We start from the raw sequence: 21,499 nt of genomic DNA on the forward strand, positions 1-21,499 counted from the left end.
CGGTCCGCCCCTCGTCGTGTCACCAGCCCGGCCGGACCGGGGGCAGCTCTCCCCCGTTCTCCGCCCTGACGACCCGCTCGAGCGTGGTCACCAGTGCCTGCACGTCCGCGGCGGACACGTGCTGCTCCCACCGACGCTGCATCTCGGCCTGGATGCGGACGGACGCCTTGACGGCCGAGCGCCCTCGTCGAGTGAGGCGGACCGGACGGCTGCGGCTGTCACGAGGGTCGACGACCTGCTCGACGTACCCGTCGTCCACGAGCTGCTGGAGGACCTTGGCTGCCCCCTGCTTCGTGATCCCCAGCCCCACGGCCAGCTCGCTGGCCGTGGACTCGCCCCGCGCCACGGCGTTGAGGGCATACCCGTGGGTCGGGCGCAGCTCGGGGTACCCGGCAGCCGCGAGCTGCTCGTGCAGCTGCTCCAGGCTCGTCCGCAGCGCCATCGACAACAGCCGTACCAACGGCAGACCTTCCACCGACGTCCCCTTTCGAGCGAGATTCGCCGCCATCTTCGGTCAACCTGGTTGACCAGAGCAAGCCGGCCCACCGACGAGCGACTACCCCGACCGGGTCGGTTCGGGAGGGGGCGGGTTGTGGGACTGCCGCGGCGCGTCGAGCCAGCCGCTGTCAGCGTTGCGCGGTCGGGAGCTCCACCGCAGCGCCGGACACGGTGACCCGGAGGTCGTCGGGACGCACGTCGACGAGCAGCTCGCTGGGACGGCCCATGTCGACCCCCTGGACCACGCGGATCGTCCGCGGCTCGGTCACGAGCTCCAGCGCGAGCAGGTACCCGCCCAGCGCCGCTGCAGCCGAGCCCGTGGCTGGGTCCTCGACCACGCCACCGACCGGGAAGGGGTTGCGTGAGTGGAAGGTCCGCTCGTCCTCCCGCCAGACGAGCTGCACCGTGGTCCAGCCCTGCTCCGTCATGAGGTCCTTGAGCCGGGCGAAGTCGTAGTCCAGCTCGGCCAGCCGCTGCCTGCTGGCCAGCGCGAGCACGAGGTGCTCGTTCCCGGCATACGACAGGAGCGGGGGCAGGTCCTCGGCGAGGTCCGCCCCCGACAGCCGAAGCGCCTCGAGTGCCTCGCCCAGCGCGGCCCCGGGGACGGGGCGGGTGCGGGTCGGGACGCTGGTCAGGCTCGCGCGCAGCACCCCGACCACCTCGGCGGTGGTCACCTCGACCTCGCCCGCCGGGGTCTCGAAGACGACGGTGCCGCCCTCGCCCCGCTCGGCGAGGGCTACCGCCGTGGCGATGGTGGCGTGGCCGCAGAAGGCCACCTCGTCGAGGGCGCTGAAGAAGCGCAGGCCGAGGTGTGGCGGGGTCCGCCCCTCGCGCAGCACGAAGGCGGTCTCGGAGTAGCCCACCTCCGCGGCGATGGCCAGCATCTGCTCGTCCGACAGGGAGTCGGCGTGCAGGACGATGCCCGCCGGGTTGCCGCCGGCGGGGTCGGTGGTGAAGGCGGTGTAGCGCAGGACGTCGGTCATGGAGGGCATTCTGCGTCGTCGGCGGGGTCTGGTCAGGCCGGTGCGCGGGGAGGAGCATCGAGCGCATGCACGCCGTCCGTGCGCCGCACGCGTTCGACGGGGAACGGTTCCTCCCCGGTGGCGCGACCGTGCTCGTCGACGGCGACCGGATCGCCGCCGTCGAGCCGTTCGGGCACGAGCTGCCCCACGACGTCGTCGTCGAGGAGCACGCCGGGACGGTGCTCCCCGGGCTGGTCGACTGCCACACCCACCTCGTCGCCGACGGCACCGTCGGTGGGCTCGAGCGCGCCGGCTCCCTGTCCGGGGCCGACGTCGCGACCGTCGTCCTGTCCTCGCTGCGGCGGCACGTCGGGGCAGGAGTGACCACTGTCCGCGACCTCGGCGACGTGGCGTACCGGACCCTCGCGTTCCGCGAGGTCGACGGCCTGCCCCGTGTGGTGGCGGCCGGGCCGCCGGTCACGACCCCGGGCGGGCACTGCCACTTCCTCGGCGGTGCCGTTGCCTCGGCGGGGGACGAGGACCTGCGGGCCGCGGTCGACGAGCGGGTCGAGCGGGGGGTCGACGTCGTCAAGGTGATGGCGTCCGGCGGCTTCGCCACCCCGGGCAGCGACCAGCTCGGGGTGCAGTTCACCGCTGCGCAGCTCGCGGTCCTCGTCGACCGCGGCCACCGGGCGGGCCTCCCGGTCGTCGCCCACGCCCACTCCCTGGCGGCGATGCAGCAGGCCGAGGTTGCGGGCGTGGACGGGATCGAGCACTTCACCGGCCTGTCCCGGCACCTCGGCGCGCGCCTCGACGACCGCTTGCTCGAGGACGTCGCGAGGAGGGGGACCTACGTCGACCTCACGATGGGCAACGACCGGTCGCTGCACGCCCTCATGCCCGCACCACCGCCGTACCTCGCCACGCTCATGGAGGGCTTGGGGGCGAGGACCTTCGACGAGCTGTATGCCGCTCGGCTCGGCCACCTCGCCCAGCTCCGCGAGCACGGGGTCCGGGTCGTGGCCGGCGTGGACTCGGGCATGGTGCCGCCCAAGCAGCACGGCAACGTCTGGCGGGTCGTCCTGGAGATGCTGGAGGCGGGCTACGACATCGAGGCTGCCCTGGCCGTCGCGACCTCCGTCGCCGCGAGCGCCTGCTCCCTCGACGGGGTCACGGGCCGGCTCGCACCCGGCCTGGCCGCCGACGTGCTCGTCGTCGACGGGGACCTCAGGAGCCGACCCGACGCGCTCGGCAGGCCGCGGAGGGTGCTGGTGCGGGGGCGTGCTGCCGACGCACCCCAGCCGACGTGAGGACCGTGCCCTCGCCACGGGCGCCGGACCCGGGTCGGCGTCCCCTGTCCGTCGACGAATCGGTGCTCCGGGTCCGGACCTGCGGTGACCCAGGACCACTGCGGAGTCAGCAACGCCAGCGCGGGTCGCGCTGACCCGCTGCGGGCGGCGGTCAGGCGATGCGGCGCACCCGGTTGACGGTTAGGCCGTTCTCGTCGAGCAGGTCACCCATCTTGTTCGCGAAGTCCACGAGGTGCGGCGCGGCCAGGTGGGCGTCGAGGTGCTCCCCGGAGTGCCAGTTCTCGTAGAAGGTGAAGAAGCGAGGGTCCTCCACGCCCTGGTGCAGGTCGTAGTTGACGTAGCCCTCCTCCTTGCTGGTCGGCTCGATCAGCGCCTCAAGGGCGGCCTTGAGCTCCTCGGTCTTCCCCTCCGCGGCACGCATGTAGGCGATGACGGTGAGCAGGTCTCGGTTCTCATCGGTGGGCGTGGTCATGGCTTCTCCCGGTGGACGAAAGACGGTGGGCCAGCAACGATAAGCCGCATGGGTGAGCGCCACCAGACCGCGACGGAGATGGCCGAGGCGGCCTCGGGCTGGCTGGACTCCCTGACCCCCGAGCAGCGTGCGGTTGCCCGGGGAGCCGTGCCGGACGGGGACGAGCCGGCCGACGCCGAGCGCCGGCGGTGGTTCTACACGCCGACCGATCACGGGGGCCTCACCGTGCACGAGATGCAGGCGGCCCAGCAGCGCGCGGCCATGCGCCTCGTCGCCACCGGCCTGTCCCTGGCCGGCTACGTCACCGTGGCGACGACGATGGGCCTGGAGAACGTGCTGGACCGCGTGGAGGGGTTCGTCACGCGGTTCGACCGCGAGCGCGGCCGGGACCCGGGGCTGTACTACCTGCGCGTCTTCGGGGAGCCCGGGGGCGACCGCCCCTGGGGCTGGCGGTTCGGCGGCCACCACGTCTCCCTCAACAACCTCGTGGTGGGCGGAGAGCTCGTCGCGACCACCCCGTGCTTCATGGGCGCCGACCCGGCCTCCGCCCCCCTGCTCGGGGGCGCGGTCGCCCGCCCCCTCGCCCGCGTCGAGGACCTGGCCCGCGACCTCGTCCGCTCGCTCACCCCCGAGCTCGCGACGCGGGCCGTCCTGCTGGACAGGGCACCGTCGGACTTCGTGACGGCGAACCGCAGCGTCGTGTCCGACGGCGACCAGGTCATCCCGCTCGCGGGGATCTGGCGGGACGAGCGGTTCCGCGACGACGCCGAGCAGGCGAAGCTCCAGGCGCTCAGCGACGCCATCGACCAGGCGGCCGGGCTCAGCGCCGAGGACCACCGGGCCGTCGCCTACACGACCGAGCCACGCGGCATACCCGGCAGCGAGCTCGACGCCGGCCAGCGCGAGGTCCTCCGCTCGCTTCTCGCCACCTACTTCGACCGGGTGCCCGAGGGCGTCTCGCCGCTGCGGTCGTACGACGAGGCGGCACTGGACGCCGTCCACTTCGCCTGGGCGGGCCCGACCGAGCCGGGGCAGCCGCACTACTACCGGCTGCAGGGCCCCCGGCTGCTGATCGAGTGGGACAACACCCAGCGCGGCGCGAACCACGCGCACTCGGTCTGGCGCGACCCCGAGGCCGACTTCGGGCTCGACGTCCTGCGCCGGCACCGCGCCGCCGCGCACTGAGCGTCGACGACAAGGGGGAGGAACTGAGATGGGGAGGGACCGGGGCAGGTCGGCCGTGGCGACACGCCGGACGGTGCTGGCCGCTGCGGGAGCTGCCTGCCTGCTGGCGGCGCAAGGACGTCCGGCGCGGTCCACGACCGGTGGCCACACCAGGACGCCGGGCGAGCGCCGCGCTGCCGATCCGGCGGCCGTGAACCGCGTCCTCACCGACTTCCGGATGCTGGCGCTCACGTTCGACGACGGCCCCGACCCCAGGTCGACCCCACAGGTGCTGGACATCCTGCGCGACCACGCCGTCACCGCCACCTTCTTCATGATCGGGCGGAACGTCGCCCAGCACCCCCAGCTCGCGGAGCGCGTCCGTCGGGAGGGACACACCATCGGCAACCACACGGCGGACCACCTCTGGCTGGACGCGTACGGCAGCAACGTCGTCCGGGACCAGCTCGAGCGCGGCACCCAGGCCCTGGTCGACGCCGGGCTGCCGAGGCCACGGTACGTGCGTCCCCCGCGGGGCTGGACGAGCCCCGGGGTCGGCCGCGAGTCCGCCCGACAGTCGCTGCGCAGCATCTTCTGGAGCGACTGCCTCGAGGCACACCTGTACCGCGGGACCGACCAGGCCGCCGAGGTGACCGCCCGCGCGGCGCGCCCGGGCTCGATCATCCTGTGCCACGACGGCGGCACCCTCGACGGTCCCAACCCACAGCACGAGGACCGCTCGACGACGGTCGCGGCCCTCCCGCGCCTGCTGGAACGGCTGCTCGCCGCGAACCTGAGGCCCGTGACGCTCCCCGAGCTGCTCCGGGACGGCCCGGTGGCCTAGGGGCACCTGCGGCGTTCCTCCCGGTGCGCTACCCCGCGTTGGTCACCTCGACCGCGGCAAGGTTCCACCGGTCGGTGGTGGGCGCGGTGGTCCCCATCGCGACCGTGGTGCCGGCGGGACCGGTGGTGGCATTCGTGTACTCACTCCAGTCGGTGTCACCGGTACCGGTGTCGAGCCACTGGTCGAGCAGCACCTCTCCGACCGGCAGTGAGCGCGCCGTCGCGCTGTCCCAGTCGTTGCCGACGGCGAAGACCAGTGACGTCGCCGAGGTCGTCACCAGGCCCAGGTGCGCCGCGCCCGTTGCCGCGGACGCTGTGCCCTTCGCGCCGGTGCCGGCCGCGCCCTCGAGGGCGATGACGCTCAGCGCCTGGTGGTAGCCGGGCGCGGCAAGGGTCGAGGTCACGGTCGCACCGGAGAGCACCGTGGCCGCCGTCGCGGTCCAGATCTCGCTGTCGCCGTACTGTGCGTTGGCGCGCGCGACCAGCTTCCAGGCCAGGCCGGCGCCGCTGACCGTGCTCGACTGCGCCGCCGCGCCGCTGGGCCCGTCCGCCGACACGAAGGCCAACAGCACCTCTCCGGGCATCGCGGTGGACAGTGCGGGTGTCGTGGCCGAGCCGGTGGTCGAGTGCGCCGTGGTGTGGGCCTGCAGGACGAAGCAGGTCATGGGTGGCGCCGGGTTCTGCACCGTGACGACGACCCCGGCAGAGGCGGCGGAGTTGCCGGCACCGTCGACCGCCCTCGCGGAGATGGTGTGCGTCCCGGCCGTGGCCTTGGTGGTGTCCCACTGCACGGCATACGGGGAGCTCGTCACGGGCGCACCCAGGGGGGCGCCGTCGAGCAGGAACTGTACCGACGCCAACGACTGGTCGTCGCTCGCGGTCGCGGCCACCGGCACGGTGCCGGACACAGTCTGGCCCGCGACGGGGTTGGTCACGGTCACCGTGGGTGGCGTCGTGTCCACGACCCCGGCGGCGGCAGGCACCTCCACGGCGGCCAGGTTCCACCGGTCGGTGGTGGGGCCGGTGTCGGCCAGGCGCACGGACTGGCCCGCGGCGGTCGAGACCGCGGTCGACTGCTGCGCCCAGAAGGTGTCGCCGACCCCGGTGTCGACCCACGCCGCGAGGAGCGACTGGCCGGTGGCCAGGACTCGGGGCGTCGCGGCGTCCCAGTCGTTCCCCACGGCGAGGGTGCGCGAGCCCGAGGAGGTCGACACCAGCGTCACCGCCGGGGCGCCGGACGGGGCCGAGGCGTGTGCGGACGCGCCCACGGTGGAGGTGTGGTCGAACGTCATCACCACGACCTGCTGGTCGAAGCCCGGCGCGGAGGGGGTGGAGGTCGCCCGCACGCCGGAGGCGGCGGCCGCCGGGTGAGCCGCCCAGACCTCGCTGTCGCCGTACTCGGCGTTTGCCGCGACGACACGTGTCCACGTCAGCCCTCCCCCGCTGACGACGACCGACTGGGCCCCAGCCGCTGCCGGCCCGTCCGAGCTCACGAGGGCGAGCACGGTCTGGCCGGCGCTCACGGGGAAGGCCGGCGTCGTGGTGGTGCCGGTGCCCGTCGCCGTGACCGGCGGCGCCGCGCCCGCGACCTGGACCTGGACCACCGCTGCCGTGCGGACGTTGCCTGCGGAGTCGGTGGCGCGGGCACTGATCCGGTGGGTACCGGCGGGCGTCGTCCCCACGGTCCAGACCGAGGTGTAGGGGGCCGTCGTCACGGGGACTCCGAGAGGGTTGCCGTCCAGGAGATACTGCACGCTGCTCACCGTCGCCGGCGACACCGCCGAGGCGGTCACGGCCAGGGTCACGTTCCCGGACACCGTCGCCCCGTCGGCCGGGCTGGTGACGGTCACTGCGGGGAGGGCGAGGACCGGGTGCGTCTGCGCCCCCACCGCCACCGTCGTCCCCGTGATCGTCAGCCGGGTGTCGGTGACGTCGTTGGTGACGTCGCTCTCGGTCAGGGCGTGGAGGGGGTCGACGGTGGCCCGCAGCACGTACGTGCCGTCGGCCACCCCGGTGAGGTCGATCGGCTGGCCGGCGTCGGTCTGGTCGTACTGGTCCCCCCAGCCCACGCTCCACCCCAGCGGGCGCGTCGGGTCACCGCAGTTGCTCACCGGCGGGGAGGTCTGGGCCGGGGTGTTCGGGACGTCCCCCACCCGGTAGTCACCCGTCATGCAGTAGTCGCTCTTGGGGCTCGTCGCGACCGCCGCCCCGACCGATCCGTCAGCGTTGAGCCGGTCCAGGGTGAAGCGGGTCAACGGGAACTGGTAGTCGTCGGGTCCCGAGAACACCCCGTTCACGGCGAGCGGCACCGTGTGGTCGACCGCCCACGTGCCCGGGGACGGGCTGTTGTAGATGGTCTGGACGAACGTCGACACGCCGGTGGAGGCGGTGTACGTCGGGTCGAGCTCGAACGGCCCGGTCCCGGCGTCCTCGGTGATGTGCGTGAACCGGAGCATCCGGTGCCCTGTCGTGCCGTCCAGCCCGATCGACACCGAGCTGGTGGGGACGAGGATCTTCAGGTCCGGCGGGGTCAGGGTCGCCGCCCTCGCGGACGCGGCCAGCCAGGCCAGGCCGGCCACCGACAGCGCGCCCGCCGCCGCAGCGGCCACCCCTCGACGCCATGCACCAGCCGCGCGCCGACCCGCGGCTCGTGCGTCCACCCCGGTCCCGGACAGCGGGTCAACCACAACCATCACCGGGCAAACGTAGGCACCCCGCGTCGGCAGGAACTCCCCCATCCGACGTATGCCGGCCAGCCGTCACCCGCGGCGCCGAAGCCGGCACCGGCGCCCCCGGGGCGGGGACACCGGTGCCGTCGTCGCGGTGGGGACCGAGCGGCTGCGAGCCGTGGCCGCCGACCGATCCGTGGCCGCTGAGCGGGCTGCGGTCAGCGGGCCGCGGCGAGGGCGGCCGGCAACGTCCTGGTGTGCTCGAGGTCCACTGCCTGCAGGGCCGAGGGCCGAAGCCCCAGCAGGGCCAGGATCGTCGGCGCCACCTGGGTGGTCTCGACCGGGTCGGCGACCGTGTGGCCGTCGCCGGCGAGCGTGCCCGGCGCGACGACCAGCGGGACGTTCCGGTCCTGCCAGTCCGCCCCACCGTGCTCGGCGATCTTCTTCGTCCCCCCGGTGAAGACCACGCCGTGCTGGCCGAGGCCGACCACGTCAGGGTGACGGGGGTCCGACTGTGGAACACCGAAGTACGCCGCGGAAGCCGACCCGGCATACACGGCCCTCAACCCGCTCTGCGGCAGCGTGCGCGTCCCACCACCCAGGGTGTTGCCGGTGGCGGGGTGGGCGAGCAGGTAGGAGCGCACGTATGCGGTGGCGGCCGCGCTGCGGTCGGACGTCCAGATCAGCATCCCGTCGTCGTCGGAGGCTGCCGCCACGAGTGGCGCCGCCCCGGGGTGCGTGGCCGCCCAGCCCGCGTCGATGCCGTCGATGACCGGGCCGTCGTCGATCCGCGTCAGCGTGCCGGGGTCTGTCGGGGACTGGCCGTGCTTGGCCGTGAGGATGATCGTGGTCGACCGCGCGAGCCCGTCTGCCGTCAGCTGTGACTCCATCCTGCCCACGGAGGCGTCGACGAAGTCCAGCGCCTTGGCGAGCAGGGGTCCCGGTCGCCGTCCCCCGGGCAGGTAGCCGCCCTCGAGTCCGTCCGACGTGGGGAGCTTCTGCGCTGTCGAGACGGACTGGAAGTTGAGGCCGAAGACGGCCGGGGTGCCCACCACGGTCCGGCCGGAGTGGTCCTTGCCGTCGATCTCGTTGAGGACCGCCTGCACCTTGTACGCGTCGTACTGCTGGGTGTGGGCATTGTCCGACGTCCAGTCTCCGCCCCCGGGCGCGTCCGAGTTGATCTCCGGGGTGAACAGGTCGTCCACCCCGGAGCCGGACGGCCCGTTGACGAGGTCGTATGCCGAATGCTTGTCCGACCACGCGGTGCGAAGACCCGCTGCCCGCGCCACCTCGAAGACGGTGTTCACCTCGAGGTAGGAGTGCGGGTACACCGGGGCGCAGGTGGTGGGGTCCACAGGCATGTGCGCCGGGTCCAGCAGGGTGGCGGGCTTGCCGGTCATGGACAGGATCGACTGGGGCAGCCCGCTGAGGCCCTCCCCCGCGTCCAGGGACGAGGGATCCTTGTCCAGGGTCTCGTCGTAGGCGACGTCCGCCCCCGGCATCGCGTGCGCGCAGTCGGTCGTGCCCGCGGGCAGCAGCGCGTGGTTGTAGCTGACGTCGTAGTAGACGCCGGTGGAACGCGGGTTGCCGCCCGTGACCAGCGCGGTCATGCCGGGGAACGAGTCCGACGGGAAGGGCGTCTGCGCCCGGGTGAAGCTGGTGCCCGAGTGGGCGAGCCGGGCCAGCGCCGAGCCGGGGTGGCTGCGCGCGTACCAGTCGAGGTCGCTCTGGTGCATCCCGTCGACGGACACGAGCAGGACGTGCTTGCGAGCGGCCCGCGGGGTGGACCGGGCCGGTGAGGCGTGGGCTGCGGCGGCAGGGGCGACCGCGGCGAGGGCGAGGGCCGCGGTGCCGAGGACGGCAGCCTGTCTGACGGAGTGGCGCATGTGGACCTTCCCGTTTGCTCCGGCCGCCGGGGTGCGGCCGAGATGGCAGGACCAGTGGTCCCACCCGCGGCTGGAGGGGCGCTGGGAGAAGGGCCAACTGCACGTGAAGTCGAGGTGACGAACCGTGGACGCTCGCCCGGGCGGTGCTTCCGGGGTCACCCGGTCCCCCGAACGGGGCAGGACACCGAGCCGGCTGCCGCCCGGCGGCCGAGGATCGCGCCCGGCTAGCGTCGCGGCCGAGCCAGCTCGCCGAGCGGCGCCGTCGCGTCGTCGTCGGGCCGACGACGGGGGCCCGTCGCCGCCGCCAGCACCCCGGCGTTGGGCAGCGAGAACCGCCCCTCGGAGGTGGCCAGCTCGGTGTAGGTGAGGCCGACCCCGACGACTTCCCCGGTGTACTCGCCGCCCAGCGCCCCCGAGCGCAGGACGATCCACTGGCCGACCTCGAAGGGACGGGTGGTCAGGAGCACGAGTCCGGCGAACATGTTGGCCAGGGCCTGCTGGGCCGCGATACCGATGACCACTCCGGTGATCGCCCCCGAGAGCAGGAGCTTCTCGATCGGCACCTGCAACAGGCTCAGGGTGGCGACCGCGACGACGACGTACCCGGCCACGGTCAGGCCGAGGCGCAGGTTCGAGGCCGTCCCCGGCGCGGCGCGCAGTGCCGTCACCCGGGCGACCTCGTTGGCTGCCTCCCGGGTGGCGATGGCGGCCACGACGGCGAAGATGGCGGCGCCGGCGAAGGCGAGGAGCTTGGGTCCCACGGCGTGCGCCCGCGGTTCGCTGAAGGTGGCCAGCACGGCATACCCGATGACGGCGAGGCCGGCCGTGAAGCCCGCCCGACGCAGGTCCGGGCGGGCGGCGTGGAGCGTGCGGGCACTGAGCTGCAAGGGAGATCACCTCTGGGCCGGGTCGCGGTCGGCGACTCCCGACGCGCATCCGTGCTGGGGGGCATCGTGCGCGGTGGCCCGGTTCAGGAGCCGGGCCACCAGGCTAGGTGCTTCCTCTGAGCGGAGTCCGGACGGTTGCTGGGCCCCGCCTCAAGAGCCGGTCGGCGCGGGGCCGGGTGCCGCGCTGGCGCCTTCTGCCTGGTCGGCGTTGAGGCGGCTGAGGGCGACGGCAGCAACGGCCAGACCCGCGAGCAGCCCGACCTGGGCCGCCACCGGGCCGGCACCGGTTCTCAGCTGCTCGTCATAGACCACGACGCCCAGCAGGACGCTCAGCAGCGGGTCCACCGTGGCGATGACCGGGAGGCTCGTGTGCAGCGGTCCGGCGCGGAAGGCCAGCTGGGCGAGCAGCAGCCCCGACACACCGGTCACGACCAGGACGGGCAGCTGCCAGCTGCTCAGCATGGCGACGGGTCCGGAGTTCCCCCACACCTCGGTGGTGGCCTTGATGAGGACGGCCGTGCACGCGTACAGCGTCCCCACGGCGATCCCCAGCAGCGGCGCACGGCGCCGCGCCGGTCCACGCCGCGCGGCGAGGACGCAGGCGACGGCGAGCAGCAGGGCGAGGGCGGCACAGACCGCGGCGGGTCCACGGTCCGCCGCCTGCGGCCGCAGCTGGGGTGACGACGCGCCGGACACGACGAGGAAGCCGACGAGGCTCGCCACGAGCAGCGCGCCCCAGCCCCACTCCCGGCGGCTCATGGGGGTCCGCTGGCTGACGTGGGTGATCACGAGGGAGGTGAGCAGGGCGGTCACGAGCAGGGGCTGGACCACCGACACGGCGCCGAGGTGGAGGGCGAACCCCTGGAGCGTGAACCCGACCGCATCCGCCACGAGGGCTGCGAGCCACCAGCGGTGTCTCAACGTCGAGGCGAGGAACCGACCGGTCCGGACACGCGCCGGGCCGGAGGGTGTCGACGACAGTGCCGTCGCGCTGTGGTGCTTCAACGCCGTCGACACCGCGGCGAAGACCGTTGACGCGAGGGCGGTGGCCACGACGAGCGGGTAGTTCACGCGACCACGACCGATCGGAGCCGGGTCACGCGACCTCGACCGACGGGGACTCCCCGGTCGCCCCGGTCGCCCCGGTCGCCGCGCCTGCGGCCACGTAGGCCTGCTCGGTCATCCCGAGCACACCCTTCCAACCCACTCTCGTCTGGACGGTGAGGTTGTGGTCGTGCAGCCGGCGCCGCAGCGCCTCGTCGCGGGCGATCCGCGCGAGGCCCAGGGCGAGCTCCTCGTCGTCGTCGCACAGCAGGCCCTCGACCTCGTGCCGCACGAACTCGCGCACGCCGCCGGAGGACATGGCCACGACCGGCAGGCCAGCGCACCGTGCCTCGAGCGCAGCGATCCCGAACGACTCCCGGGTGGCAGGGGCGACGAACGCGTCGGCGGAACCCAGCAGCTCCCTGACCTCGTCCCTGGGCAGGCGCCCGCGGAAGGTGACGGCACCGGACACGCCGCGAAGCCGGGCATAGGCCTCCAGCACGGCGCGCCAGGGACCGTCGCCGGCCACGACCAGGTGGATCTGCTGCTCGGTGCCGAGGTGGTGCTGCGCACGGCGCAGCGCGCGCAGGAGGGCGAACGGTCGCTTGCGCTGGCTGAGCCGCATGACCGCCGCCACGACCACGGGTCGCTGCCCGGCAGCCCCTGGCTGGCGCAGGTCGGCACCGTCGCCGCCTGCGGCACGGTGGGTCGCTCGGCGTCGCAGGGAGCGCCAGTCGTCCTGGTCCACCCCGTTGGGTATGACGCGGACCTCGCGCTCCGGCCCGAGGATGCGACGCAGCGGCTGCGCGGCCGCGTCGCTGACGACCGTCCACACGATCGGCAGGCGGCTCCAGCCGCCCACGGCGTCGAGCGTGGACATGAGGGCATGCACGCCCACCCACAAGGAGTGGACGGTCACGACGGTCGGTATGCCGCGCCGGGACGCCGCGCGGGCCACGAAGAAGCCCAGCGGCGACAGCACGCCGACGTGCACGTGGACGACGTCGGCGTCGATGTCGGTGAGCGACCGGACGCCGGAGAGGGTGGCGCCGGGGTGCAGCGCGTGCTGCAAGCGGTGACTCGACCGCAGGCGCGTGACCCACGGCTCGTCCGGCCCCGGGGAGCTCGTCAGGACGCTCACCTCGTGCCCGGCAGCGCGCTGCCGGGCCATGAGGTCCGACACGTGCATCTCGATCCCGCCGAGCCGGGGCAGGTAGAAGTCGGTGACGTGCAGGATCCTCATGCCGCCCTCCCGGACCGCACCGGGTCGCACGCGGCGCCCCGCTCGTCGACCACGGTGGTCCCCGTCCGCTGCGGGGACCCGGCGCCGGGGACGGGCGTGCGCAGTCGCGCCTCCGGTTGGATGTGGGTCAAGCAGTTCCCTCCTGCGGCTGGCGAGGGCCGGGAGCAGCTCCTCGTCTCACTGGGTTTGCCGGCCCTCGTCGATGGAACGGCTGGGGCGAAGCCGGTGCCAGGACCGCCTCCGTGCGACATCCTGCCCCAGGCGAGCCCTCGAAGCCGGTACTTCAGGCTCCCCCTCGCCGGTCCGTCGCAAATTCGCACCGAACTCGTCGACCTCGTGCCCCTCTCCCGGGGACAGACGGCGAAGGCCCCCGGTCGGCGTCTCCGCCGGCCGGGGGCCTTTCGAGGTGGTGGGCGATACTGGGTTTGAACCAGTGACCTCTTCCGTGTCAAGGAAGCGCGCTACCACTGCGCCAATCGCCCGGGTGGTGCTGGGTTCGACTCCCCCGGGGGAGTCGGTCCGAGGTGGAGACGGGATTTGAACCCGTGTACGCGGCTTTGCAGGCCGCTGCCTCGCCTCTCGGCCACTCCACCATGAAGGCGGTCCAACCCTTCCGAGCGGATGACCGGGCTCGAACCGGCGACCTCAACCTTGGCAAGGTTGCGCTCTACCAACTGAGCTACATCCGCATTGCACGCGCTATTGGTGTCGTTCACGGGCTTTCACCCGCTGCGCGTGCGGTCAGACATTATCGGATCGGCGGACCCGTCTCCAAATCGGGTGCCACCGGTGTCATTTCGACCGGCTCCCGAGGGGATGGCGAGCACCGTCGCGGTCGCGCTCGCGACCCGGTTCCTCGCTCGCCGGCTCCCCCGCCTCGCCCTGCATGGGGGTCAAAGGCCCCCGGGCGGCCTCCCTCAGCCCGGCCACCGAGGACGACAGCGCCTCCTGGTCGTGCCGGACCCGCGCCCGCGCGGTCAGTCGCCGCCGGCCGCCACGGACGCCTCGTGCTCCCCCGACACCCCGGACACCGGTCGGCTGCGGGTTCCCGGCGGCAGGGACCGCCCCACCCCTGTCCGGCCCACCCGTGTCCGCGCGGGTCTCTGCGACCCGGTCGCGCACCCACTCCACGGTCTGCGCGCGCAGCGACGGACGCTCCTCGACCGGCCACAGCTTGCGCACCGCGGCGTTGAGCGCGGCCCCGATGAGGATCGCGATGGCGAGGGCGTACAGGAAGATCAGCAGCACGATCGGGGCCGACAGCGGCCCGTAGATGGACGTCCCGCCCCGGATCGAGGCCGTCACCGTCTCGCGCACCACGAACGAGGCCACGACCCATATGACGAGCGTGAGGGCCGCTCCCGGCACGTCCCGCAGCCACGGCGTGCGCCGCGGGGTGGAGATGTGGAAGAGGGTCGCGATGCTGGCGACCGCCCCGACGACCACCACGGGCCAGTACAGCCACGTGAGGAACCGCACCTGCTGGGGCAGCAGGTCGTTGACGACGGCCGGCCCGATCACGACGAGCGGCACGATGACGATCCCCACGAGCAGCGAGAGGAAGTACAGCGTCAGCGACAGGGCCCGCGTCCGCACGATCCCGCGCACGCCGGACTGGCCGTACATGATCGAGATGGTGTCGACGAAGACGTTGAGCGCCCGCGACCCCGACCAGATCGACAGAAGGAAGCCGATCGAGATGAGGTCGCCGCGGCCGTTCTTGAGCACCTCGCGGACCGTCGGCAGGATCGTGTCGTCGACGACGGAGGCGACGAGGAAGCGGCTCGAGAACTGCTGGATGCCGAGGATCACCCGCTCGACGATGTCCTCGCCGAGCCACTGCCCGACGTAGCCGACGCCACCGATCAGCCCGATGAGCAGCGGCGGGAGCGACAGCAGCATGAAGAAACCCGCCTCGGACGCCAGCCCCGTCACGCGGTACTTCATGCAGACCCGGACGGTCTCGACCGTGAGGCGCGCGAGCTGCAGCCCGCCGGGCACCCGGACGAGCGTCCGTCGCAGCCGGGCCCTGACACTCACCCAGCCACGGTATCCCGGCATAGGGTGCCTGACGTGTCCACCCACGCCGTCACCAACCAGGTGCCACCGCTGCCCGAGGCCAACACCCTGACGACGCAGCCGGCGCTGGCGGAGGGGCTCCGGCGCTGGGCCGACGACGCGGCATACCGGCAGGTCGAGGAGCTCGGCGCCCGGGCAGGCAGCGCCGAGGCACGGGCTTGGGCGGTGCAGGCCAACGAGTTCGAGCCGCGGCTGCGCACCCACTCCCCGCGAGGCGAGCGGGTGGACGAGGTCGAGTTCCACCCCTCGTGGCACGAGCTCATGCGCGTCGCCGTCGGTGCCGGGCTGACCGCCGAGCCCTGGACCGAGCCCGCCGGCACCGGCGCCCACGTCCGGCGCGCCGCCGGCTTCATCGCCTGGTCCGAGAACGAGCAGGGCCACCTGTGCCCCGTCTCGATGACGTATGCCGCGGCGCCCGCCCTCGCGGCGAACCCCGCCCTCGCGGCCGGTTGGGTCCCCCAGCTCGCCTCCCGCGACTACGACTTCGGGCTGCGCCCTGTCGCCACCAAGCGCGGCGCGGTCGCGGGCATGGGCATGACCGAGAAGCAGGGCGGCTCTGACGTCCGAGCCAACACGACGCGCGCCGTCGCGACGCCCGACGGGCCGCTCGGCGGCGGTGACACCTACCGGCTCACCGGCCACAAGTGGTTCTGCTCGGCGCCGATGAGCGACGCCTTCCTCGTCCTGGCCCAGACCGAGGCGGGCGTCGGGTGCTTCCTCGTGCCCCGGGTCCTGGAGGATGGCGAACGCAATCCCTTTGCGCTGCAACGGCTCAAGGACAAGCTCGGCAACCGCTCCAACGCCTCCTCCGAGGTCGAGCTCGACGGCACCTGGGGCGTGCGCGTCGGCGACGAGGGCCGCGGGATCCGCACGATCCTCGACATGGTCGCGGCCACCCGGCTCGACTGCATCCTCGGCTCGGCCTCGACCATGCGCGCGGCCCTCGTCCGCGCGATCCACCACGCGCGGCACCGCTCGGCGTTCGGGGCGCTCCTCGTCGACCAGCCGCTGATGCAGAACGTCCTGGCGGACCTCGCGCTCGAGGTCGAGGCTGCGACGACCCTCGCGCTGCGCCTCGCCCACGCGGTGGACGAGGGCGACACCGCCCTCTCGCGGCTCGGGGTCGCCGTCGGCAAGTACTGGGTCTGCAAGCGCACCTCCCCCATGGTCGCCGAGGCGCTGGAGTGCCTGGGCGGCAACGGCTACGTCGAGGAGAACGGCCTCGCCCGGCTCTACCGCGAGGCACCCCTCAACTCGATCTGGGAGGGCTCGGGCAACGTCAACGCGCTCGACGTGCTGCGCGCCGTCGCCCGCGAGCCCATGGCCGTCGAGGCGTTCCGCAAGGAGGTCCAGCTCGGCGCCGGCCACAGCGCCGTCCTGGACGCCGCCATCGACCGCGTCGACGACGTGGTGCGGTATGCCGCCGAGCCCGGCGCCGCCATGGGCGCCCGGTCCGTCGTCGAGCACCTCGCGGTGACCCTGCAGGCCTCGCTGCTCGTCCGGTACGCGCCCACGGAGGTCTCCGAGGCGTTCGTGGCCTCGCGGCTCGGCGGTGGCCACGGTGCGACGTTCGGCACGCTCGAGGCCGGCCTGGCGGCTTCGAGCGCACGCGCCCTCGTCGACCGGGCCTGGGCCGGCTGAGCGAGCACCGCGGCCGCGCGGCGGGCGCCGGGACCTGCGTCAGGTGCGGGCGAGCCGCTCCGTCTCCCCGGCTATGTCGAAGTCGGCCGGCGGCCACTGCGGGTCCATCCGCTCGAGGTGCTCCAGCACGAGGTTCTGGACGGCCAGCCGGGCGTACCACTTGCGGTCGGCCGGGACGACGAACCACGGCGCGATGTCGGTCGACGTCTTGTCCAGGACCGCCTGGTAGGCCTCCTGGTAGTGCGGCCACTGCATGCGCTCGTCGATGTCGCCGGGGTTGAACTTCCAGTACTTGTCGGGTCGCTCGAGCCGCTGGGCGAGCCGCGCCTTCTGCTCGTCGCCGGAGATGTGCAGCATGACCTTGACGATGGTCGTCCCGGCCGCGGCGACCTTGGCCTCGAAGGCGTTGATCTGCGCGTACCTCCGCGACCACACCGACCGCGGCACGAGCTCGTGCACCCGCACGATGAGCACGTCCTCGTACTGCGAGCGGTCGAAGACGCCGATCTGGCCCGGCGCCGGCAGCGCGTTGCGGATGCGCCACAGGAACGGGTGCCGCTTCTCCTCGGCCGTCGGCGCCTTGAACGACGTGTAGCTCACGCCCTGGGGGTCCATCTGGCCCACGACGTGGCGCATGATCCCGCCCTTGCCGGAGGTGTCCATGCCCTGGACGACGAGCAGCAGCGAGCGCGTCCCACCGCCCTTGGACTCGGCGTACAGCCGCTCCTGGAAGGCGCTGATCTCCCCAGCCCGCGCGGCCAGCGCCACCTCGCCGTCGGACTTGCCGCCGTCGAAGCCGGGCGTGGAGCGCGGGTCGAGGTCGGTGAGGGAGAACCCGGGCCCGGCGCGCAGCGCCTCGGTGAACGAGACCGGCGCCGGTGCCTCGTCCTTGACGTCCGGGACGTCGATGCCCGCGACCTTGGACTTCTTCGCCTTGCCCGCCTCCTTGGGGCCCTTGCCGCCCTTGCCCTTGCCGCCCTTGCCGTTCCCCTTGGCCATGGCGGCATCAAATCACTGCCAGCCCGGTCTCGCGAGGGACGTGAGCCGCGACAGGGCGCGGAAGTACTTCTTGCGGTAGCCCCCGCGCAGCATGTCGCCGCCGAACACCTCGCCCAACGGGAGACCGCTGGCGTACACCGGGATCCGCGCGTCGTAGAGCCGGTCGACGAGCACGACGAGCCGTAGCGCGACGGCCTGGTCGGTCACCTGCCGCACGTGCGTCCACCCCATCGCGGTGACACCCTCGAGCATCGCGCGGTACCGGCTCGGGTGGACAGTGGAGAGGTGTCGCGTCACGTCGACGAAGTGGTCGAGCAGCGCCTCGTCCTCGGCCGTCGCCGCCCTCACCTCGTCCTCGGGCAGCGGCGGCGGGCTGTCCACGGCGTCGCGGTGCCGGTAGTCCGGGCCGTCGACGGTGAGCACGTCGAACCGGGCCGACAGCGCCTGGATCTCGCGCAGGAAGTCCTCGGCGGCGAAGCGGCCCTCGCCCAGGGCGTCGGGCAGCGTGTTCGACGTCGCGGCCAGCGACACCCCGGCCTCGGCGAGCCGGGCGAGCAGCGTGGCCATCAGCACGGTGTCCCCGGGGTCGTCGAGCTCGAACTCGTCGATGCACACGAGCCGGTGGTCGCTCAGTGCCTCGACGGTCTGCTGGAACCCCAGTGCCCCGACGAGGTTCGTGTACTCGACGAACGTCCCGAACGCCTTCGGCCCGGGTGCCGCGTGCCACAGGGAGGCGAGCAGGTGCGTCTTGCCCACGCCGAAGCCGCCGTCGAGGTAGATGCCCCGGCCGTCACCCTCGCCGTTCCCGCGGCGCAGGCGCCCCAGCAGGCCGCCGCCGCGCCGCTCCCCCAGCCCCGCGGAATACGCCTCGAGGCGGCGCACGGCCTCGGCCTGGCTGGGCTGTGCCGGGTCCGGGCGGTAGGTGGAGAACCGCTCGGCGTCGAAGCGCGGCGGCGGTACCAGCTCGCGCACGAGGCGCGCGCGGTCCAGCTGCGGTGAGCGTTCGGTCAGGGAGCCAGGCACGGGGTGCAGCGTAATCAGGCACACTGCGCGCATGCGCATCCTCCTCGGCCCGAGCGGCTCCCCGGCGCCCGGCACCGTCCTCGACGAGCCGGCCCTGGAGCAGCTGTATGCCGTGCCGGCCGGCCGCACCTGGCTGCGCGTCAACTTCGTGTCCAGCCTCGACGGCGCGGTCACCGGCGCCGACGGCCGCTCGGGCAGCATCAACACCCCGCCCGACCACCGCGTGTTCGCACTCCTTCGGCGGCAGGCCGATGTGGTCGTCGTGGGCGCCGGCACGGTCCGGGCCGAGGGCTACCCCGCCCTGCGCGACGAGGACCCCGGGGCGCCGGTCCTGGCGGTCGTGAGCAACCGCGGCGTGCTCCCCGAGACCGTCGCCGCCATGACCTCGCCGCAGGGCGCGGCCGTCCTCGTCACCCGCAGCGGTGCCGACGCGAAGGCCCTCGACGACGCCCGCCGGGTGCTCGGGGAGGAGAACGTCATCCTGGCCGGCGACGAGGAGGTAGACCTCGTCGCCGCCCGGAAGGCGTTGGCGGACAGGGGACTTCACCGCATGCTCAGCGAGGGCGGCCCGGGCCTGTTCGGCTCGATGCTCGCGGCCGGGGTCGTCGACGAGGTCGACCTGACGTGGGCGCCGACCGTCGTGGGCGGCTCGCACGACCGCATCGTCAAGGCGGGCGACCTCGACGTGGCCCTGCGCCCGATGACCCTCGTCGAGGAGGACGGCACCGTGATCGGCCGCTGGGAGGTCGTGCCTAGCCCGCGGTGAACTCCGCCACCGAGCGCTCCCACCGCTCCGGGTCGGTGTTCCACTCCTTGGTGTGCCGGGCGGTGTCCCAGGGCTCCATCGTGACGAGGTCCGGGCGCGCCCGCGCGAGCTCGAGCGACGGTCCGACCGGGACGAACTCGTCGTCGACGGAGTGGATGAGCAGGATGTCGTGGCGCAGCTCGGAGGCCCGCGCGACCCAGTTGGTCTGGGCGACGTCGAGCGGGTCGTGCACCCCGACGAGCCGCCGTGCCGCACGGCGACCCATGAGCACGCGGCTCAGCTCGCCGATGGCGTGGGGTACGCCGTTGAGCTCGGCGTGGTGGGCGAGCACGTCGGCCCAGTCGATGACCGGGGCGTCGAGGACGACCCGCGCCACCTGGTCGGCGAGCGTCGAGCGCGCCAGGGTCTGCAGCACGATGGCGCCGCCCATCGACCACCCGACCAGGGTGAGCTCGCGCGCTCCCCGCCGCACGGCGTACAGGCCCGCGTCCTCGATGTCGCGCCACTCGGACAGGCCCAGGTTGTAGCGCCCGTCCGGTCCGCGGCGCGCGCCGAGGTCGTTGCGGTAGCTCGGGACGATGACGTTGATCCCGTTGTCGTGCAACGGCCGGATGGCGCGCAGGCACTCGTGGCGACGTGCTCCACGCCCGTGGACGAGCACGGCCCAGCGGTCGCTCCGGGCCTCGGCCGGCACGACCCACGCCGGCATCGTGCCCAGCTCGGTCTCGACGTCGACGTACTCCGTGCGCAGGCCGAGCGACCGGTCCGGCGGGCCCGAGAAGTAGTACTGGTTCCACCGGCCGTAGCCCGGCGCCAGGTGGCCGAAGTCCGTGCCGAGGACCCGCCTGCGCACGCGCCCCGCCCGCTCGTCGAGGTCGACGACGTCGCCCAGCCGGACGTGCCCGCTCTCGTGGTCGAGCCACAGGCCGTAGCGGCCGGGCACGACGGTCTCGGGCGTCACGCCGAGCGTGACCGTGCCGTCGTCGACCGTGAGCAGGTGGGTGTCGTCGGGGCGCGTGCGGTCCGGGGTGAGCGCCCTGCGGGCGACGTAGGCCGCGGCCCCCAGCGAGCCGGCCAGTCCGGTGGCGAGCACGGCGCCCCCGGCGACGGCAGCCGCGGCGCCTGCCCTGCGCGCCCCCGACCGATGCTGCTCGCCGGCACCGGGCTGCGTCATGCGGTCTCCGTCCCACCGAGGACGTCGGCGAGGTCGAAGCTCACCGGCTCCTCGAGCTGCTCGTAGGTGCACGACTCCGGGTCGCGGTCGGGGCGCCAGCGCGAGAACTGCGCCGTGTGCCGGAACCGGTTGCCCTCCATGTGGTCGTAGCGCACCTCGACGACCCGCTCGGGACGCAGCGGGGTGAACGACAGGTCCTTGCCGGCGTTCCAGCGGCTGCCCGCCCCGCTGGTCGGCGTGCGGCTGCCCATGTCCTCCTGGGCCCACGCCCACGGGTGGTGCTCGAAGTCGGTGACGAGCGGCTGCAGCTCCTCGAACAGCTCCCGGCGCCGGGCCATCGGGAAGGCGCCGATGACGCCCACGCTGTGCAGCGTGCCGTCCTCGGAGTACAGGCCGAGCAGCAGCGAGCCGATCGCGTCGGGGCCGCTCTTGTGGGTGCGGTAGCCGGCGACGACGCAGTCGGCGGTGCGCTCGTGCTTGATCTTGAGCATGAGCCGCTTGTCCGGCACGTAGGCGATGTCGAGCGGCTTGGCGATGACCCCGTCGAGCCCGGCCCCCTCGAACTGGTGGAACCACTCCTGGGCGACCTCGGGGTCGTCCGTCGCCCGGGTGAGGTGGATCGGCGGGGTCGCGCCGGCGAGCGCCTTCTCGAGGGCCTCGCGCCGCTCGGCGAAGGGCCGGCCCGTGTAGTCCTCGTCCCCCAGCGCCAGCAGGTCGAAGGCCACGAAGCTCGCCGGCGTCTCCGCGGCCAGCCGCTTGACCCGGCGGGCCGCGGGGTGGGTGCGGGGCGGCGGGGCGTCGCCGTCGAGGCGGTCGCCACCCGCCGGGCGGACGAGGGC

General features: G+C 73.5%; 18 protein-coding genes and 3 tRNA genes. 5 read left to right on the top strand and 16 right to left on the bottom strand.

Annotated features, from left to right (window positions below):
• Positions 1–19: 19 nt before the first annotated feature.
• The gene (locus ACFUC1_RS15370) at positions 20–475 is read right to left on the bottom strand and encodes a MarR family winged helix-turn-helix transcriptional regulator (protein WP_379121283.1); all 456 of its coding nucleotides are present in this window, start codon (positions 473–475) and stop codon (positions 20–22) included.
• Positions 476–626: 151 nt separating this feature from the next.
• Complete coding sequence (locus ACFUC1_RS15375) at positions 627–1,481, bottom strand: PhzF family phenazine biosynthesis protein (RefSeq protein WP_379121285.1); 855 nt, start codon at positions 1,479–1,481, stop codon at positions 627–629.
• Between the two features lie 65 nt (positions 1,482–1,546).
• Between ACFUC1_RS15375 and ACFUC1_RS15380 the strand changes: the two genes are divergently transcribed.
• On the top strand, positions 1,547–2,770 hold the full coding sequence (locus ACFUC1_RS15380) for an amidohydrolase family protein (protein WP_379121288.1): 1,224 nt from the start codon (positions 1,547–1,549) through the stop codon (positions 2,768–2,770).
• A 151-nt stretch (positions 2,771–2,921) separates the two neighbouring features.
• On the opposite strand, the gene ACFUC1_RS15385 is transcribed toward ACFUC1_RS15380, so the two are convergent.
• On the bottom strand, positions 2,922–3,242 hold the full coding sequence (locus tag ACFUC1_RS15385) for a putative quinol monooxygenase (RefSeq protein ID WP_379121290.1): 321 nt from the start codon (positions 3,240–3,242) through the stop codon (positions 2,922–2,924).
• 48 nt (positions 3,243–3,290) lie between these two features.
• On the opposite strand from ACFUC1_RS15385, the gene ACFUC1_RS15390 reads away from it, so the two are divergent.
• Together ACFUC1_RS15390 and ACFUC1_RS15395 are read left to right on the top strand one after the other, a co-directional pair.
• Positions 3,291–4,427: a DUF3500 domain-containing protein gene (locus ACFUC1_RS15390; protein WP_379121292.1), complete on the top strand. Its 1,137-nt coding sequence runs from the start codon at positions 3,291–3,293 to the stop codon at positions 4,425–4,427.
• A 55-nt stretch (positions 4,428–4,482) separates the two neighbouring features.
• On the top strand, positions 4,483–5,250 hold the full coding sequence (locus tag ACFUC1_RS15395) for a polysaccharide deacetylase family protein (RefSeq protein WP_379121294.1): 768 nt from the start codon (positions 4,483–4,485) through the stop codon (positions 5,248–5,250).
• 28 nt (positions 5,251–5,278) lie between these two features.
• Here the strand turns inward: ACFUC1_RS15395 and ACFUC1_RS15400 are convergent, their stop codons facing one another.
• The 9 genes from ACFUC1_RS15400 to ACFUC1_RS15440 form a co-directional block, all read right to left on the bottom strand.
• Positions 5,279–7,858, bottom strand: a complete 2,580-nt coding sequence (locus ACFUC1_RS15400; RefSeq protein ID WP_379121295.1) for an Ig-like domain-containing protein — start codon at positions 7,856–7,858, stop codon at positions 5,279–5,281.
• 278 nt (positions 7,859–8,136) lie between these two features.
• On the bottom strand, positions 8,137–9,804 hold the full coding sequence (locus tag ACFUC1_RS15405) for an alkaline phosphatase family protein (protein ID WP_379121297.1): 1,668 nt from the start codon (positions 9,802–9,804) through the stop codon (positions 8,137–8,139).
• A gap of 224 nt (positions 9,805–10,028) precedes the next feature.
• Complete coding sequence (locus tag ACFUC1_RS15410) at positions 10,029–10,691, bottom strand: mechanosensitive ion channel domain-containing protein (RefSeq protein WP_379121299.1); 663 nt, start codon at positions 10,689–10,691, stop codon at positions 10,029–10,031.
• 150 nt (positions 10,692–10,841) lie between these two features.
• On the bottom strand, positions 10,842–11,762 hold the full coding sequence (locus ACFUC1_RS15415) for a DMT family transporter (RefSeq protein ID WP_379121301.1): 921 nt from the start codon (positions 11,760–11,762) through the stop codon (positions 10,842–10,844).
• A gap of 25 nt (positions 11,763–11,787) precedes the next feature.
• Complete coding sequence (locus tag ACFUC1_RS15420; RefSeq protein ID WP_379121303.1) at positions 11,788–12,978, bottom strand: glycosyltransferase family 4 protein; 1,191 nt, start codon at positions 12,976–12,978, stop codon at positions 11,788–11,790.
• Positions 12,979–13,385: 407 nt separating this feature from the next.
• Positions 13,386–13,460: transfer RNA gene (locus ACFUC1_RS15425), tRNA-Val, on the bottom strand.
• Positions 13,461–13,500: 40 nt separating this feature from the next.
• A tRNA-Cys gene (locus ACFUC1_RS15430) sits at positions 13,501–13,571 on the bottom strand.
• A 23-nt stretch (positions 13,572–13,594) separates the two neighbouring features.
• Positions 13,595–13,667, bottom strand: a tRNA-Gly gene (locus ACFUC1_RS15435).
• Positions 13,668–13,770: 103 nt separating this feature from the next.
• Positions 13,771–15,018 (bottom strand): YihY/virulence factor BrkB family protein, encoded by a 1,248-nt coding sequence (locus tag ACFUC1_RS15440; RefSeq protein WP_379121305.1) that lies wholly within the window; start codon positions 15,016–15,018, stop codon positions 13,771–13,773.
• A 33-nt stretch (positions 15,019–15,051) separates the two neighbouring features.
• On the opposite strand from ACFUC1_RS15440, the gene ACFUC1_RS15445 reads away from it, so the two are divergent.
• Positions 15,052–16,698 carry an acyl-CoA dehydrogenase family protein gene (locus tag ACFUC1_RS15445; RefSeq protein ID WP_379121307.1) on the top strand — a complete coding sequence of 549 codons (1,647 nt, stop codon included), beginning with the start codon at positions 15,052–15,054 and terminating at the stop codon, positions 16,696–16,698.
• Positions 16,699–16,737: 39 nt separating this feature from the next.
• Here the strand turns inward: ACFUC1_RS15445 and ACFUC1_RS15450 are convergent, their stop codons facing one another.
• Positions 16,738–17,697 (bottom strand): polyphosphate kinase 2 family protein, encoded by a 960-nt coding sequence (locus ACFUC1_RS15450; protein WP_379121309.1) that lies wholly within the window; start codon positions 17,695–17,697, stop codon positions 16,738–16,740.
• Positions 17,698–17,709: 12 nt separating this feature from the next.
• Positions 17,710–18,753: a cell division protein ZapE gene (zapE, locus tag ACFUC1_RS15455; RefSeq protein ID WP_379121311.1), complete on the bottom strand. Its 1,044-nt coding sequence runs from the start codon at positions 18,751–18,753 to the stop codon at positions 17,710–17,712.
• On the opposite strand from zapE, the gene ACFUC1_RS15460 reads away from it, so the two are divergent.
• Positions 18,752–19,486, top strand: a complete 735-nt coding sequence (locus ACFUC1_RS15460; protein ID WP_379121314.1) for a dihydrofolate reductase family protein — start codon at positions 18,752–18,754, stop codon at positions 19,484–19,486. The genes zapE and ACFUC1_RS15460 overlap by 2 nt on opposite strands.
• Here the strand turns inward: ACFUC1_RS15460 and ACFUC1_RS15465 are convergent.
• Both ACFUC1_RS15465 and ACFUC1_RS15470 read right to left on the bottom strand, forming a co-directional pair.
• Positions 19,473–20,660 carry an alpha/beta hydrolase family protein gene (locus ACFUC1_RS15465; protein ID WP_379121316.1) on the bottom strand — a complete coding sequence of 396 codons (1,188 nt, stop codon included), beginning with the start codon at positions 20,658–20,660 and terminating at the stop codon, positions 19,473–19,475. The genes ACFUC1_RS15460 and ACFUC1_RS15465 overlap by 14 nt on opposite strands.
• Positions 20,657–21,499 (bottom strand): ATP-dependent DNA ligase (locus ACFUC1_RS15470; RefSeq protein ID WP_379121317.1); only part of this gene is annotated, 843 nt, incomplete at its 5' end. The genes ACFUC1_RS15470 and ACFUC1_RS15465, both read right to left, overlap by 4 nt.

The sequence above is a fragment of the Pedococcus sp. NPDC057267 genome (genome assembly GCF_042668795.1).
In the GTDB taxonomy this organism is placed as follows: Bacteria; Actinomycetota; Actinomycetes; order Actinomycetales; family Dermatophilaceae; genus Pedococcus.

Bases quoted from the DNA above. Each gene is read 5' to 3' on its own strand.
- ACFUC1_RS15450 (WP_379121309.1), bottom strand. From the start codon at position 17,697: ATGGCCAAGGGGAACGGCAAGGGCGGCAAGGGCAAGGGCGGCAAGGGC.
- ACFUC1_RS15420 (WP_379121303.1), bottom strand. From the start codon at position 12,978: ATGAGGATCCTGCACGTCACCGACTTCTACCTGCCCCGGCTCGGCGGG.
- ACFUC1_RS15375 (WP_379121285.1), bottom strand. From the start codon at position 1,481: ATGACCGACGTCCTGCGCTACACCGCCTTCACCACCGACCCCGCCGGC.
- ACFUC1_RS15380 (WP_379121288.1), top strand. From the start codon at position 1,547: ATGCACGCCGTCCGTGCGCCGCACGCGTTCGACGGGGAACGGTTCCTC.
- ACFUC1_RS15405 (WP_379121297.1), bottom strand. From the start codon at position 9,804: ATGCGCCACTCCGTCAGACAGGCTGCCGTCCTCGGCACCGCGGCCCTC.
- ACFUC1_RS15385 (WP_379121290.1), bottom strand. From the start codon at position 3,242: ATGACCACGCCCACCGATGAGAACCGAGACCTGCTCACCGTCATCGCC.
- ACFUC1_RS15460 (WP_379121314.1), top strand. From the start codon at position 18,752: ATGCGCATCCTCCTCGGCCCGAGCGGCTCCCCGGCGCCCGGCACCGTC.
- ACFUC1_RS15390 (WP_379121292.1), top strand. From the start codon at position 3,291: ATGGGTGAGCGCCACCAGACCGCGACGGAGATGGCCGAGGCGGCCTCG.
- ACFUC1_RS15465 (WP_379121316.1), bottom strand. From the start codon at position 20,660: ATGACGCAGCCCGGTGCCGGCGAGCAGCATCGGTCGGGGGCGCGCAGG.
- zapE (WP_379121311.1), bottom strand. From the start codon at position 18,753: ATGCGCGCAGTGTGCCTGATTACGCTGCACCCCGTGCCTGGCTCCCTG.